The following is a 14,904-nucleotide window of genomic DNA, read 5'->3' on the forward strand; positions in this document are numbered from 1 at the left end:
TATTTTTAAAACAGCACCTCCTGTTTCGCGGTTTTGTTTAAACCATTAAAAAAGGAGATGATTTGCTGGTTGACTTCATCTTGGTGCATAGAATGACCTAGGCCTTCTGTGGCAATCAAGGTGCTGCCTTTCCAATTGGCATGTACGGCTTCCGAGGCGTGAAATGGGGTGATGTTATCGAATTTATCATGGAACAATAACCCCTTTTTCGTATTGGTCTTGACAAATTTAGAGGTAGAAAACTCTTGTATGGTAAACCCAAAATGTTCTTTAAAGTGCTGATTCAGGGCCTCCATGACTGTGTCGTTTAAGTTTAAGAGCTTTTGGTAATGTTCCATAATCTCATGGTATTCAGAAGGCGACCCGATAGTTGCAATTTTTTCAATCGAAGATATCGGATGTTTGTATTGGTGGTATAGGGTTGTCATGCCCCCAACAGAATGTGCGGCGATATAATTAGGTTTGTATTTTTCGACCATGTGATGTAAGCATATCGTGTACAAGGGTACATGTAGTCGCTTCCCCGAAGAATGTCCGTGTCCTGGTGCGTCAAAGGCAATAATGTTATAATCTTCTCTTTGAAGAAATTCGATGAGTTTGTGCCAGCGAAAGCTGTTGCTTTCCCAACCATGCACCAACAGCACAGTTTCTTTTGACCCCCGCCATAGATAAGATTGCAACTGGTGGTCAGCGACCTTTTCGACAGCCATTCTTGCCCTGTTCAAAAAAGCGGTCTGTTCTGGCAAAACCCTTCCCTTACGTACCTTGGAGAATGTTTGGAAGGCTTTTTTAGCAGCGTATTCTTTGGAAAGACGAGACAGTGCATTGAAATATTTGCCATAAACCAAGGGCGAATAGGTGGAAATCAATTTTTTCATAGAGGGAGCTTGAGGCAACTTTGGAAACCTGCATTTTTGATGCAAAAAGACCTAAGTAATCTACACAAAAATAACAGTAAATTATTAGATGGAAAACCTTTTACGAAGAAGGAAGCTAATAAGAAATAGGAAAAAGATACAGATGAGCGGAGGGTACGTTAATCTTTCAATGGTTTTTTCTTGATCATACCGCCTTTAATATCGGTGATGACGTTCATTACGATAAAAGCTCTTTTATCTATTTTATCTATTTCAGTACTTAATCGGGCAATTTCAAGACGGGTCATAACCGTATAAACGATTTCGGTCGATAGTCGTTCTGTGTCATCTTTGCTATAGCCTTGTCTGCCTTGATAAATGGTGCAAGCCCTTCCCATGTTTTGGGTAAGCATAATCCGTATTTCTTCACTTTTATGTGAGACAATGGTAACGCCGATATACTCTTCTACTCCGTCGACCACATAATTAACGGTCTTGGCAGCTACCAAATAGGTTAGAATAGCGTAAAGTGCGGTTTCTATGGATAACAGATAGGCTCCTGCTGAAAAAATCATGATATTGATAAGGAGCAATACATCACCAATGGTCAAGTGCCACTTTCGGCTAAGATAAATAGCAAGTACCTCAGTGCCGTCGATAACACTGCCACCCCGCATGGCCATGCCAATACCGAGACCAAGAAAGAAACCGCCAAACACAGCTATTAGAAGCTTATCATGGGTTATTATGGGGTAATGTACAAAATGAACGACCAATGCCAAGGCTACTATGGCCAGAATACTCTTAATCGCAAATTTTTTACCAATGGTTTTAGCGCCCAAAACTATAAATGGTAAATTGACAAATAGCAAAAGGATTCCTAATGAAATGTTCGATTTGACTTGTATTAGAAGGGAAACCCCCGTAGCGCCACCATCAATAAACTGGTTGGGAAGCAAAAAACCTTTAAGACCAAATCCCGCGGCGAAAACCCCGATAGCAATAAATAGTATTTCTTTTATGGCATGTGCAAACTCTACTTGTCCTGAACGTATTTCAGAGACTAGTTGTTTTTTAGAAGGTTCTTTAACTTCCTTGTTCTTTAATTTGTTTTTGGCACGCCGTACCAAAAGATAGTGTAGTAGCGAATTCATGAAGTCTAGATTGCTATGATCAAAAAAAATTCTTGATGTGTGTCAAACCTCAAGACTGGTTTTATTACAAATTTATTTTTATCAAGAGAATACAACTAAATCCTAATCTCAAAATCGGGAACTGATTATCAGTCGTCACTAAATTAAAATTTCTAAAAAGAGCAATAGGGCATCCTTAAAAGTGTAAAGGTGGCGTTTGACCGCCGACTTTTGAGGCTATATTTCGGATTAATAAAATCAATCCCAAGCGACCATCATGTACTTGATTTTGGCTTTGTCCGGTATTTGAACGGCCTCAATATTGACACTTGATGAATAACGTAGGCTTGAGGGCAATTCGGCTTTGTCAATTGTAAAGTACACTTTGCTATCCTTCAATATAACTAGAATATTATTGGTAGAGGTAAGTATTTTTTTTATAGTATGCTTTTGTTTGATATCCTTAAAAGTGCTTAGGGTGCCCACCCCTTTTTCAGTGACGAAACGCGGGTCGTGGATCCTGACGTTTTCAATTGTTGGAATGCTATCGGAACTTGGTGTCAGGGTCAATAGAAGTTTTCCGCCTTTTTCAAAAACTTTAACTTTTTTTGACCTATTGGCCAAGTTCAGGATTAATGTATCCTTGACAATGGAATCATCGGCGTAGATGAGGTCAAGGTCGCGTACAAGGCTGGTTCGGTCTAATTTTCCAACACTATTTTTGGTTATTAAGAAGGTGTTTTTTTCTTCCTTTTGGCAATTGAATAGCAAAAAGGTAGTGAAGATTACTATGACCGCGATTATTCTTTTCATTAACGGGTATACTTTGTTTTTAAAAGTTGTTGATCAAGATATTTTGCAAATTAACGCATAACTTTTTTCAAGACCCCCAAAACCCCACGAATAAATGTTGCGCTGGTAAGCACTTTAATCACCGGATTTTGACGTGTGCTTCTTCTGCTACTGGTGCGGCCCCGCGAGGTTGTCGTCTTTTCTTTCTCTTTTTTTGCTGCAGCTTCGGCCTTTTCAATTTTTTCATTTAAAATTTCATAGGCGCTTTCACGGTCAATGACTTCGCCGTATTTCTTAACCAGCTTCGATTCGTCGATAACCGCTTTCAGTTCACTGTCGGTCAAAACATCCATGCGACTCATGGGCGCACGGAGCAGGGTTGCTGCCAAAGGTGTGGGCCTTCCCTTTTCATCCAATGCCGAAATCAATGCTTCCCCAATACCTAAAGAGGTGAGTACCTCTTTTGTGTCGTAATAGGGTGATTCGGGGTAGTTCTCGGCGGTCAATTTTATAGCCTTTCGATCGCGAGCGGTAAAGGCCCTTAGCGCATGTTGTACTTTCAGGCCCAATTGAGCCAATACCTCATTTGGCACATCGGTAGGGTTCTGCGTGACAAAGTAGAGTCCGATTCCTTTGGAACGAATCAATTTTACAATACTTTCTATTTGCTCTAAAAGTGCTTTCGAAGCTTCTTTGAAAATCAAGTGGGCTTCATCGATAAACAAAATGAGTTCGGGCCTATTACTATCACCTTGTTCTGGGAATGTAGCATAGATTTCTGCCAAAAGACTTAGCATAAAGGTCGAAAAAAGTTTGGGTCGATCTTGAATATCGGTCAAGCGAATGATGTTTATATAACCCTTTCCATTTTCATCGATGCGGGTCAAGTCATCTACCTCAAAAGATTTTTCCCCAAAGAAAAGGTCGGCTCCTTGTTGTTCCAATTCGATGATCTTTCGTAAAATAGTACCCGTAGAACTTGTTGAAATACGGCCGTAATGCTTCTGAAATTCTTTTTTGCCTTCGCCCGTAGCATATTGAAGCACCTTTTTGAAATCCTTCAAGTCCAACAAAGGCAACTTGTTATCGTCGCAGTATTTGAATACGACGGCTACAATGCCCTCTTGGGTTTCGGATAAATCTAAAATTCGCGAAAGAAGAACAGGACCAAATTCAGAGACGGTGGCCCTTAGTTTAACACCATCTTGTTCTGAAAGGGAGAGTATTTCAACCGGGAAATTTTTTGGCTCAAAAGGAATCCCAATTCTCTGGTGACGTTCGTCTATTTTTGGGTGACCCGGACTCGGTTCCGCAATACCGCTTAAATCGCCTTTCAGGTCCATGAGCAACACTGGGATACCCTTATCCGATAAATTTTCGGCAAGCACCTGTAAAGTTTTGGTTTTTCCGGTACCGGTAGCACCGGCAATAAGTCCGTGCCTGTTCAAGGTTTTTAAAGGAATTTTGACGAAAGCATCGGTTACGGCTTCACCATTTAGCATGGCTGCTCCCATGATTATAAAATCGCCTTTAGTTGTGTAACCTTTCTCGATATGTGCAAAGAATTCTTCCTTACTGCCCATTGCGTCTAATTTTTTATAAAAATAGGGGAAAATTAAGTAATGTAAAGGATTTAGTGGCAATAGGAACGAAATTATGTCAATACTTGGCCACCTTAATATTCGATTTTTAAGGCATATTTGCACCGTATTGAATTAGCAGGGTGGAATCTAAAATTTGTGCTTTGCACGACTTATCTTTGCGCTATGGTAAAAGAAGATGTTTTGACGTTGGTCGATAAGGGTGTAATGCTTCCACTTATGGAGGAGTTTTACACTATTCAAGGAGAAGGTTTCCATAAAGGTACCGCAGCTTATTTTGTGCGTATCGGTGGTTGTGATGTGGGCTGTCATTGGTGTGATGTCAAAGAGAGCTGGAATGCGGAAACACACCCACCAACAGCTGTCGAAAATATAGTTGAAAATGCCGCTAAATATTCCGATACTATTGTAATTACTGGCGGAGAACCTTTGACATGGGATATGGGTCCTTTGACTTCGGCCCTCAAAGCGAAGAACCTAAAAATACATATTGAAACATCGGGAGCTTATGCCTTGACGGGTATTTGGGACTGGATTTGTCTTTCACCAAAAAAAAACAAACTGCCCGAAGGAAAAATTTATGATAAGGCCCATGAGCTCAAGGTCATTGTTTATAACAAACACGATTTAATTTTTGCCGAAGAACAGGCCGCTAAAGTTAATGGTGATTGTATTTTGTACCTACAGCCCGAATGGAGTGTTCGCGATAAGGTAACGCCTTTGATTGTTGATTATGTGATGCAGAACCCCAAATGGAAGGTGTCTTTGCAGACCCACAAATATCTCAATATACCGTAAATATCTTATCGGTTAATAGTGAATGCTATAGGAGCTGCATATAAAGTATTGCCAAAGTACGGTTTTTAGAAATTTATCTTCCGCCGTTTGATTGCAGATCGAGAATGCATTCGGGGTCGAGGCCTGGTGCAGATGATAGGCCTTTTGACACCCTGCTTGCCAACATTTTTTTCATGCCGGTACCAAATTGCAATTCGGCGCGCATTAAACAGTTCTCTTCATTACAGTGATTTTCGGCCTCGGGGTCTTCATGTTCGTTGACGGGGGTTGTGCCCAAGTCTACTAAGCCGAATAAATGACCAAATTCGTGATTAAGGGTTGCCGCTTCAATGTCGGCTTCCGATATCAAAAAACTCTGTTTCGCCAGTTTTTTCACAGTACTTTCATGTATGACCATCGAAGTATTGCGATATACCGCCCCCAAGGTTACCAAATCTTCGTCTTCATCGTCTGTTTCTGATGGGGCATCGGCAAAATAAATATAAATTGCCAAGGTCTTACCATCATTGTATGCCGTTCTGTTTTCCTTCTCTAGATCGGCAATCTCGTTTAAAGAAAGACTATCTTTTTCTGGCGAAGGCAACTCATTGTACATTACTTCAATATTGTCTTTAAAAGTATGTTTTTTGAGGAATGCTTCAAAATCGGTAATGGCATCCGATTTTGGTCTAAAATCTTCCACATAGGCGACCTCTATCAAAAGCTTGTCGAAATTATCGTTAGAAAGAATGTCATTGGCAGATTCCCCTGCCGCTTTAAGGTTAGCGGTTTTATCGACTGCTTTTGGAGTTTCATTTGTGCCGTCTGAATCTTTTGAACATCCTATAAAGAATAGGGTGAATATTAACAATGAAAGGATTGCATGCTTTCTTATGTTAAAAAAATATCGGAGGCCTTCGTATCTGTCTTCAGTTTTCATCACTAACTGTTGGCTATTTTGGTTACTGCTGGAACCAGGTTTTTTAAATGTAACTTGTTCAGGTTCTGCAAATAAAGCAAAAATAGTGCCTATTTACCTATTTTACTCGCTAATCGGGCCAAATAATTGTAATGATCGCCTTTAAATACAAGGTCACAGGTCAAATTATTGTCATTTGCGGCTCTTTGAAGCGTATCGAAATCTAGGTACAACCAGCGAAAAGAATTGCTCTCTTTTCCCTTATATTTCATAGTGAACGTTACTTCACCATAGTAGTTTTCAGGGTCAAATTCGAAACTTTCTTGACTTTTGGAATCCTCATCATCAATAAACATATAGATGATATCACTTGAATCAAGCAAAATTTGGCCTCCAGGTTTCAAGAAAGATTTTAAATGGTCCAAAAAATTGTTTAATAGTTTCAAATTACCCACAATGCCAATACCATTCATAAGGAGGAGAAGCGTATCGAATTTTTCACCTTCAAAGGCAGATATATCGGTATGCAAGGTGTTTTTAATACCACGAAGTTTACAGGTTTCAATGGCACCGGCAGAAGTATCGAGTGCGGTCACGTTATAGCCTTTTTGTTGTAAATGGAGGCTATGGCTTCCGGCACCGCAACCAATATCGAGCACTTTCCCTTTGCAAAGTGCTAGCGCCCTTTGTTCCAACAAGGGCATAGTCTTAAAATCTCGGAATAAGTAGGGTAGGGGCATCACATCTTCTTCGTCGAGTGAAGAATAGGTATAGATATCTTCGGAATAATTCCCGTTCTGATAATCTAATAAGGCCTTACCGAAAACATCTTCCATATAAATTCGTATTTTACGAGTCCCTTCTTTGTGTTTTTTATAAAGAGAACAACAAAAATAACGTTTTAAGGGGATAAGGAACTAAAGGATACGGCATGGATAAAATACTTGAAGAATTACCTAAAAAGGCAAGTGAAAAGCATGCGGAAAACAAGAAGTTCTTCGTTAAGTTAAAGAAGAAACCTCCGAAAAACCTTGATTATGTAATGCAAGAACTTCACGAGAACGAATTTGAGCGAACCGATTGTCTTAAATGCGGCAATTGCTGCAAAACTACTGGGCCGTTGTTTACGCGCGCCGATATTGAACGTATTTCAAAATACCTGCGTTTAAAGCCCCAACTATTTATTGAAAAATTCTTGCGTATCGATGAAGATAGAGATTATGTCTTACAAGAATTGCCCTGCCCATTTCTTGATAACGAGAACTATTGTGGCATCTATGATGTAAGACCTAAGGCATGTCGGGAGTTTCCCCATACGGATCGGAAAAAATTTCATCAAATCAATAACATCACTTTAAAGAATGTAGCTATTTGCCCGGCGGCTTTTAATATTGTCGAGGAGATGAAAAAAAGAGTGGCGGGGAAGTAGGGCGATTAATAATTGGTACTTAACAATAGGCAATGAATGATGGCCGTCGAAAGGCAGTCATTGAATTAGATATTTCACTGGAGACTGTTAGAAAAGGAGTTCAACGAAAAACAGATTTTCGTATCTTTAAGCATGGAGTCGATTCTATCGTATTTTGAGACCATACCTTCGTCACATCGGTCGTTACTGTTAGTTGGGGGAATTACCCTTTTTTGGGTATTGGAAGGTTTTGTACCACTCTTTAAATTCGATTATAAAAAATGGCGACATGCCCTGCCCAATTTGTTTTTTACCGTTACGACCGTAATTATTAATTTCTTGTTAGCTTTTTTATTGCTTAAAACTAGTGATTGGACGGTTGCCAACGATTTTGGAATTCTGAATTGGTTGCCCTCAATGCCCTTGTGGGCCTATATTGTTCTCGGTGTATTGCTATTGGATTTTGTAGGAGCCTATCTGGTCCATTATGTGGAGCATAAGGTAAAACCCCTTTGGATGATTCATTTGGTACACCACACCGACCATACTGTCGATACGACAACCGCTAATCGACACCATCCCCTGGAAAGTATAATTCGGTATGCATTTACCTTGTCCGGCGTATTTCTTATTGGAGTTCCTATTGGTATTGTAATGCTCTACCAATCACTTTCATTAGTGGCTACGCAGTTGGGACATGCCAATATTCGATTGCCAAAAAAAGTTGATGAGGTATTGAGCTATATCATCGTGTCACCTGACATGCATAAAGTGCACCACCACTATGTTTTGCCTTATACCGATAGCAATTACGGGAATATATTCTCGATATGGGACCGGCTTTTTGGTACGTTTATGAAATTAGATCGCGAAGCCATTGTCTATGGTGTAGATACTTTCAGGGACAGCACCGAGAATGGGAGTATTAAAGGTTTGCTCAAGCAACCCTTTCAAAAATATCGGAAACCGACGCAGTGATATTTTTGATGCTGCGTAACAATTTTTTCTTAATTATTGAGCAATGATTATCGATTATGTTCATGTCTTAGGTTGATAAAGAGTAACATTTTAAAAAGAAATGGGATGAAAAAAGAAATCGCCCCAGTTATCTTATTCTTCACACTGCTATTTTCGAGTGTAGTTGCCGCACATCCTGGAATTGGAATAGTGATGGATAGCAAGGGAAATGTATTTTACACAGATTTGACACATGTATGGAAAATAGCACCTGATGGTAGCTGCACTATTGCGGTAAAAGATGTACATACCCACGAGTTATATCTCGATGAAAATGACAACCTTTTTGGAGAACATGTATGGTACGAGGGAGAGGCTACCGACAAGTGGGGCTATTATATTTGGTGTTTGAAAAGCAACGGTAGTTTGGAACAAGCCATACCTCCGACGGAAGGATTTCCATTCAATAACACTTTGGTACGCGATTCAGAGGGTAGTATGTATTGGCCGGAAAAGTCAGGCGACATCGAAATTTTGAAAAAAGAAACTGCAAACGGGCAGACTTCACTTTACACAGATTACAAGTTTAAGGATATTCGTTGGCTACATTTTTCTGAAAATAATAACTTGTATGTAATAGATTATCTTAAAATAAAAAAAGTGACACCGAGCGGTGATGTGGTGGTCATATCGGATAAGTTGAAGGAAACTTGGCCTTCACATGCTGAAGTGCAAGACCATCACTATCTTATGGGACTTTGGTCAGATGCACAACAAAATATTTTCGTAGCTGTCTATGGTGCAAGAAAAGTGAAAAAAATCACCCCAAGCGGTAAAATTGAAACGGTTTTTGAATCATCAAAGGATTGGTCTCCGTCGGGTGGACTGATTGGCCCCGATGGTAGTTATTGGATTATGGAGTTTTCCGTGAAAAATAAAACTAGAGTTAAAAAAATAAGTCCGTATGGGGATGAAGTGGTCTACGATCAAAATTGATGTTTTTATACTTCCATGTTTCCTGTTAATTTATACGAAACCAGACCCTTTACGTCAAAGAGCTTCGAAACTAAATTGCAACCGATGAAAAAACTCTTAAAACCCGCCAGTCTACTATTTAACTTACTTTCACTCTTGGTTTTCTTTATAATTGGAATGTATTTTGCCGGATGGATCGAAGCAGGCAAAGACCAAGGACTTGCCGGTGGCGCTATTGTTTTGGGTTGGGGCTTATTATTCGGCGTGATTGCGTTTATCGCCTCTTTTTTCGCAACTTATCATATTGCACATAAAAAATTGATTGTTGGCAATTGGGTACTTTTTATAGTCTTATTGTTCGGTTATGGTATTACGCATTATCGTTTCAAAAAACGGGATAAACTACAGCAGGAAAGAAACAAGCCATATCATAAAGAGACACCTGCCAAACCTAAACAGAAAGCCGAATCCTTTGCACTGCTAACCATTTTCTGATCGAGGTAAGAGTAATAGTGAATAGGGCAAAATACCTAGATCCAATTCCTTTATATTTATGGGCTTTCAAAAAACAGATGAAAAGGGGACTGGTCAGGTATAGAAATAGCGCACTGCGCAAATTTATTAGAAGGCATCAAAAATACGCGCCGATTATTTTTTTTATCGGTGGATTTATTTTTGATACGTTGACCTTGGGCCGTATTGATCGGTTGTACGATTTGGTTGTCTTGTGCCTGTACATGAGCCTGCTGACCATCACACTTTATCTTTATAACTTGGTCGACGATGGTAGGTGGCAAGGCACTATGCTTGAACGCTACGAAGAATATTTACCGTTGGCCATTCAATTTTTCTTTGGTGGACTTTCAAGTGCGTATGTGATTTATTTTTCAAGAAGCGTTTCGCTCTCGAAGACAATGTCCTTTTTTGTCATCTTGGTGGTTCTGTTTTTGGCCAATGAATTTCTAAAACGAAGAATATCGAACAAGTATTTACAATTTAGTGTGTACTTCTTTATAAACTTTACTTTCTTCACTTTTATCATTCCTGTCTTTATCAAAGAAATGGATACCCGCATTTTTCTTTTTTCAGGCTTGGTAAGTTTAATCTGTACCCTCGTCTTGATTATAGTTATTTATGCCCTGAGTCCGAGCACACGTAAAGAAATACACATCGCAAAACTATTGGGTATTGTGATATTCATCTATGCCGTAATCAATGTATTTTATTATTTTAAGCTTATTCCGCCTGTACCCCTTGCTATGGATACGGGTCTTGTGGCGCATAACATTGAAAAAAGAGACAACACCTATTTTGTCACCTATGAAAGAGATGACTGGTTCGTGTTTTGGCGCGACCATAGACTTGAGTTTATTATGAAACCTAATGAAGATGTGTATGTATTCTCCTCTATTTTTGCACCGACCGATTTAAAAAAAATGATGTTTCATCGATGGACGTGGTTCAACCCCGATACCCGAGAATGGGAGATTGTCGAAGATATAGGATATGATATCACCGGAGGTCGGGATAACGGTTTTCGTGGTTATACCTATAAAAACAATGTAAAAAAAGGGCTCTGGAAAGTTGAAGTAATTACCGAAGAAGAATTGGTATTGGGGGTCATCGATTTTGAGATTATGATTAACCCGGGTTTGAAACCGCGACGGATTATTGAGAAACGATTCTAAATAGTGCGGGCAAAATGTTCGCTGAATTATTTATGGATGAAAAGTGAGGGTACTAGAAGTTCTACTGGAATGTGGAAGATGACCGGTTTTGTAAGTAAAGTTTAATTTATTGAACTTTGCGAGTAGCGGAAAGCGAATTCTCCCTTCCCTCAAATCATAAAAATTAAAATGAGCAGAACAACAACAGAGATTTCGAAGCAACAAGCAAGAAAGATAGTATTGTTGTCACAAAAACTACCTCCGACAAAATCGACAGGAAATGCGCTTGCCAATACATTATCTGCTATTGAACATTTGGGATACATTCAAATCGATACCATTTCAGCTATTCAGCGGGCGCATCATCATACCCTTTGGAACCGTAATCCCCGTTATAAAACAAGTCACCTTGGTCAGCTCGTTGAAAATAAAACGGTTTTTGAGTATTGGTCCCATGCGGCCGCCTATCTGCCCATGCGCGATTATCGGTTTACCTTGCCTCGTAAATACGCCATAGCGAACGGGCATCAGAACCACTGGTACAAGCGCAACGTACCACTTATGAGATCGGTGTTGAAGCGCATTGCAACGGAAGGCCCTTTGATGGCCAAAGATTTTGAACATACCGGTAAAAAATTGGGAGAGTGGAAGACGAAACCGGCCAAACAAGCTTTAGAATACCTGTTTATGCAAGGTGACCTTATGATTCCGTATCGGGTGAATTTCCATAAAGTTTATGATTTGACTGAAAGGGTTTTGCCAGAAGACGTAAACACTGCGGTGCCTAGCACTACGGAATATGCACGTTTTCTTATAATTCAATACCTCCGAGCCAATGGTTTGGGGCAAGCAAAAGAAATGGTATACTTGCTAAAAAACACCAAGGCCGTTGTTTTGACCGTCATACAGGAGATGGTTGAGCATAAAGAATTGGAAGAGGTAGAGGTTGCCGGAAACCTGTATTATGTTTTACCGTCGGCACTTGAATTGTTGAAAAAACCGTTGGCCCGAAACAAATTGAAAATACTCTCCCCATTCGATAATCTGCTGATACAGCGTAAACGTATCGTCTCCTTGTTTGATTTTGACTATTTGTTGGAATGTTATACCCCCGAAGCAAAACGTCAATACGGTTACTTTTCGCTCCCCATATTATGGGACGGAAAGCTAGTGGCGCGAATGGACTGCAAGGCGGATAGAAAGAATAATCTTTTACAAATCCATCATTTGGCATTGGAGCCGAAGATTGTCAAATTCGATGCATTTGCCCATGCATTAGGTAAAGAGCTCAATGCATTTATGGTATTTAATGGGTGCAGTAAACTTCAATGTTCTAAAACAAGCCCAGAAAGTTTTAAGTCAATGTTGGAAAACATTTAAAAAGATAGTGTTCCTTTAGAGACTAGAGTGTTATTCGATTTACAACCCTATAAAAGAAGCGCATTTGATTAGTTTTGTTCCGATTTAGCGGTATAAAACCGTATTTTACAGCGATATAAATAAGTTACCAACAATATGAAAAGACTGCTTGCAATAACATTAATTTTAACTTTAAACTCTTGTTTTTTCTACAAAAAAGATGGAATTGAGATGAAAATCAAAAATGACTCAAGCGAACCGATAACAAATGTGGAATTTACGAGGACTGAGAGATTGGAATTAATAAAAATTGACCGAATTGAAGCGAATGAAAGCGTTACGGAATTTTTATCAATGCGTAAAAACAAATCTGACGGAGCTTACTCTCTGACTTTTAATCGCGCAAGTGGAAAAAAGGAAATTAGTGGTGGAGGATATTATACGAATGGAGGTTCGCTTGACCATTGGGTTGACTTTATCGTAGAAAATGATACAACAATAGTAAAATTTGACGCACCAATTTATTGAGGAGAAACCAAGTGAAAAAGTGGACAATTTTAAGAGCCTATTTTCTTATCTTTTTGGCTTGTTGCATAATCTATACAATAGCTAAATGGAAGACTCTATCATATGCAGAAGGTTGGGGAGTTGTGTATATGTTCGGACTAATCGGACTTGGATTTTTTGGTTTGGTAATTGACTTTATTTTGACTTTAATAATCAAGAATAAAAAAATACTCAACGGAATTGGAATTTTAATAGCAATCGGATTTTCAATAATGTTGATAATGGAATTTAAACAATGACTGAATTAATAAAAATACTGTTGGCAACAATGTATAACCGCAATTACGGCGGATTCGACTACGTCCGAATCCACTCGGAATTGCTAAAGTCAGTGTCAAACCGAAAATTAAAGCATATTAATCCGTAACTGACGGTTATACGAGACCGTTGTGCGTACATATTAAAACCGAACCGAAAATGAAGATTTTACTTTTAACATTATTGACCATTTTATCAGTTTCTTGCAATTCCCAAGAGAAGAAAATTGCCGAAATTAAAAATCCAACGGAAAAAAATAATGCTTCACAAATCGGACAATATGTAGTCGAAACATTTCAAGACTCGAAAGGAAATCTGTGGTTTGGAACTTTAGAAAAAGGAGTTGCAAAATATGACGGAAACAAATTGACTTATTTAACGACAAAAAACGGATTGCCAAGTAACAGAATAACAAACGTCATTGAAGATAAGGCAGGAAATTTATGGTTTGGAACAGGTACTGGAATATCGAAATTTGACGGAAAAACTTTCACCAATTTTTCCAAAAAAGACGGGCTTTGCAGCGATATGATAAGCAATTTATTAATCGACAGTAAAGGAAATTTTTGGATTGGAACTTGGGGCGGAGTTTGCAAGTTTGACGGAACTCAATTTGAAAATTTACCAATTCCTTACCCGAAAATAGAAACCAAAATCAACCAAGACACAAAAGATTGGATAACTACAATTAGAGAAGACAAAGAAGGAAATATTTGGTTCGGAAGAGACGGTTATGGAGCAAGTAAATTTAATGGAAACTCATTTGTCCATTTCACAACGAAAGAAGGTTTGAACTCAAACAATGTTCAATCCATTGCAGAAGACAAAGAAGGAAATATTTGGATTGGAACGCGAGTGGCAGAGAAAGACAACGCTGATACCGACAAACGAATTGGAGAAGGCGGATTGAATAAATTTGACAGAAACAAATTCGTTCATTTCTCTGAAATAAATGGATTGAGCAAAAGTGATGTTTTCACAATTCACAATGACAAATCAAATGATTTATGGATTAGTTCAACAAGCAACGGAGTTTACAAATACACAAACAATGAGTTCGTAAATTACAAAGTTCCAACTTCAACTATGAGTTTTCTGAAAGACAAAAAAGGGATTATTTGGTTAGGTTGTGCAGGTGGCCTATACAAAATTGATAAAGACGGGAAAACAATAAATGTAACAACGAATGGACCTTGGGAATAAAAATACGAACGCACAACAATGGTAATCGTTGCACAAGCCGTTAGTTTATACAAAACGGATCCGTTCAAGCCTCTTTAAGAGGCTTTTTTCGTGTCAGGTCATAAATGGGAAGCCAGTTTTTGGTGCCTTGTAAAAGCGCTGAACAGGCATTCAAAGGAGTTTTCCACAAATGCCATTAAGCCAAGTCGGCCTGCCCCGCTCTTGACCGGTTTTTGTTCGAATTTCAGATACTTTTTGAGATTGTATGCCATCGCCGCGAGGTGCATCACCTTGTTGGCCTGCTTTAGCCCAATGGTATTGATCTTTCGCAGGCCCATGAACTGGGTAAGGGTACCGAAAACGGGTTCTACCGTGCTCTGCCGTTTGCCCTTCATGTACCCGCCCTGTGGGCCGTTCACCCTTGTGTTGTTGCGTTCGTACTCCTCCCTATA

Annotated in this window: 16 protein-coding genes; 9 read left to right on the plus strand and 7 right to left on the minus strand. The window is 39.2% G+C overall.

Annotation, left to right across the window (positions count from 1 at the left end):
* Positions 1-5: 5 nt before the first annotated feature.
* From BLS33_RS20370 to BLS33_RS20385, 4 genes are all read right to left on the minus strand, one after another.
* Positions 6-878, minus strand: coding sequence for an alpha/beta fold hydrolase (locus BLS33_RS20370; protein ID WP_089894200.1), 873 nt, complete (start codon positions 876-878; stop codon positions 6-8).
* 158 nt (positions 879-1,036) lie between these two features.
* Entirely contained in the window at positions 1,037-2,011 is a 975-nt protein-coding gene (locus BLS33_RS20375) for a YitT family protein (protein ID WP_089894203.1), read from the minus strand.
* A 237-nt stretch (positions 2,012-2,248) separates the two neighbouring features.
* The gene (locus tag BLS33_RS20380; RefSeq protein WP_089894206.1) at positions 2,249-2,803 is read right to left on the minus strand and encodes a hypothetical protein; all 555 of its coding nucleotides are present in this window, start codon (positions 2,801-2,803) and stop codon (positions 2,249-2,251) included.
* A gap of 50 nt (positions 2,804-2,853) precedes the next feature.
* On the minus strand, positions 2,854-4,365 hold the full coding sequence (locus tag BLS33_RS20385) for a helicase HerA-like domain-containing protein (RefSeq protein WP_089894209.1): 1,512 nt from the start codon (positions 4,363-4,365) through the stop codon (positions 2,854-2,856).
* Positions 4,366-4,548: 183 nt separating this feature from the next.
* On the opposite strand from BLS33_RS20385, the gene BLS33_RS20390 reads away from it, so the two are divergent.
* Positions 4,549-5,181: a 7-carboxy-7-deazaguanine synthase QueE gene (locus BLS33_RS20390; protein ID WP_089894212.1), complete on the plus strand. Its 633-nt coding sequence runs from the start codon at positions 4,549-4,551 to the stop codon at positions 5,179-5,181.
* Between the two features lie 73 nt (positions 5,182-5,254).
* On the opposite strand, the gene BLS33_RS20395 is transcribed toward BLS33_RS20390, so the two are convergent.
* Both BLS33_RS20395 and BLS33_RS20400 read right to left on the minus strand, forming a co-directional pair.
* Positions 5,255-6,100 (minus strand): hypothetical protein, encoded by an 846-nt coding sequence (locus tag BLS33_RS20395; protein ID WP_245731572.1) that lies wholly within the window; start codon positions 6,098-6,100, stop codon positions 5,255-5,257.
* A gap of 89 nt (positions 6,101-6,189) precedes the next feature.
* Positions 6,190-6,915, minus strand: coding sequence for a class I SAM-dependent methyltransferase (locus BLS33_RS20400; protein ID WP_089894214.1), 726 nt, complete (start codon positions 6,913-6,915; stop codon positions 6,190-6,192).
* A 95-nt stretch (positions 6,916-7,010) separates the two neighbouring features.
* Here BLS33_RS20400 and BLS33_RS20405 point away from each other — a divergent pair, with 95 nt between their 5' ends.
* The 8 genes from BLS33_RS20405 (at position 7,011) to BLS33_RS20445 (ending at position 14,473) form a co-directional block, all read left to right on the plus strand.
* Entirely contained in the window at positions 7,011-7,508 is a 498-nt protein-coding gene (locus BLS33_RS20405) for a YkgJ family cysteine cluster protein (RefSeq protein ID WP_089894218.1), read from the plus strand.
* A 132-nt stretch (positions 7,509-7,640) separates the two neighbouring features.
* The gene (locus tag BLS33_RS20410) at positions 7,641-8,465 is read left to right on the plus strand and encodes a sterol desaturase family protein (RefSeq protein ID WP_089894221.1); all 825 of its coding nucleotides are present in this window, start codon (positions 7,641-7,643) and stop codon (positions 8,463-8,465) included.
* Positions 8,466-8,570: 105 nt separating this feature from the next.
* Positions 8,571-9,440, plus strand: a complete 870-nt coding sequence (locus BLS33_RS20415) for an NHL repeat-containing protein (protein ID WP_089894224.1) — start codon at positions 8,571-8,573, stop codon at positions 9,438-9,440.
* Positions 9,441-9,524: 84 nt separating this feature from the next.
* A complete protein-coding gene (locus BLS33_RS20420; RefSeq protein WP_143017660.1) occupies positions 9,525-9,914 on the plus strand; it encodes a hypothetical protein in 390 nt (129 codons plus the stop codon).
* 77 nt (positions 9,915-9,991) lie between these two features.
* Positions 9,992-11,107 (plus strand): DUF2914 domain-containing protein, encoded by a 1,116-nt coding sequence (locus BLS33_RS20425; RefSeq protein WP_089894270.1) that lies wholly within the window; start codon positions 9,992-9,994, stop codon positions 11,105-11,107.
* 168 nt (positions 11,108-11,275) lie between these two features.
* The gene (locus BLS33_RS20430; protein ID WP_089894231.1) at positions 11,276-12,466 is read left to right on the plus strand and encodes a winged helix-turn-helix domain-containing protein; all 1,191 of its coding nucleotides are present in this window, start codon (positions 11,276-11,278) and stop codon (positions 12,464-12,466) included.
* 135 nt (positions 12,467-12,601) lie between these two features.
* Positions 12,602-12,973 (plus strand): hypothetical protein, encoded by a 372-nt coding sequence (locus BLS33_RS20435; protein ID WP_089894233.1) that lies wholly within the window; start codon positions 12,602-12,604, stop codon positions 12,971-12,973.
* A 456-nt stretch (positions 12,974-13,429) separates the two neighbouring features.
* Positions 13,430-14,473 carry a ligand-binding sensor domain-containing protein gene (locus BLS33_RS20445; protein WP_089894238.1) on the plus strand — a complete coding sequence of 348 codons (1,044 nt, stop codon included), beginning with the start codon at positions 13,430-13,432 and terminating at the stop codon, positions 14,471-14,473.
* Between the two features lie 98 nt (positions 14,474-14,571).
* Here BLS33_RS20445 and BLS33_RS20450 read toward each other — a convergent pair.
* On the minus strand, positions 14,572-14,904 hold a 333-nt coding region (locus tag BLS33_RS20450; RefSeq protein ID WP_245731573.1), incomplete at its 5' end, for a transposase.

This window comes from Kriegella aquimaris (assembly GCF_900103215.1).
In the GTDB taxonomy this organism is placed as follows: Bacteria; Bacteroidota; Bacteroidia; order Flavobacteriales; family Flavobacteriaceae; genus Kriegella; species Kriegella aquimaris.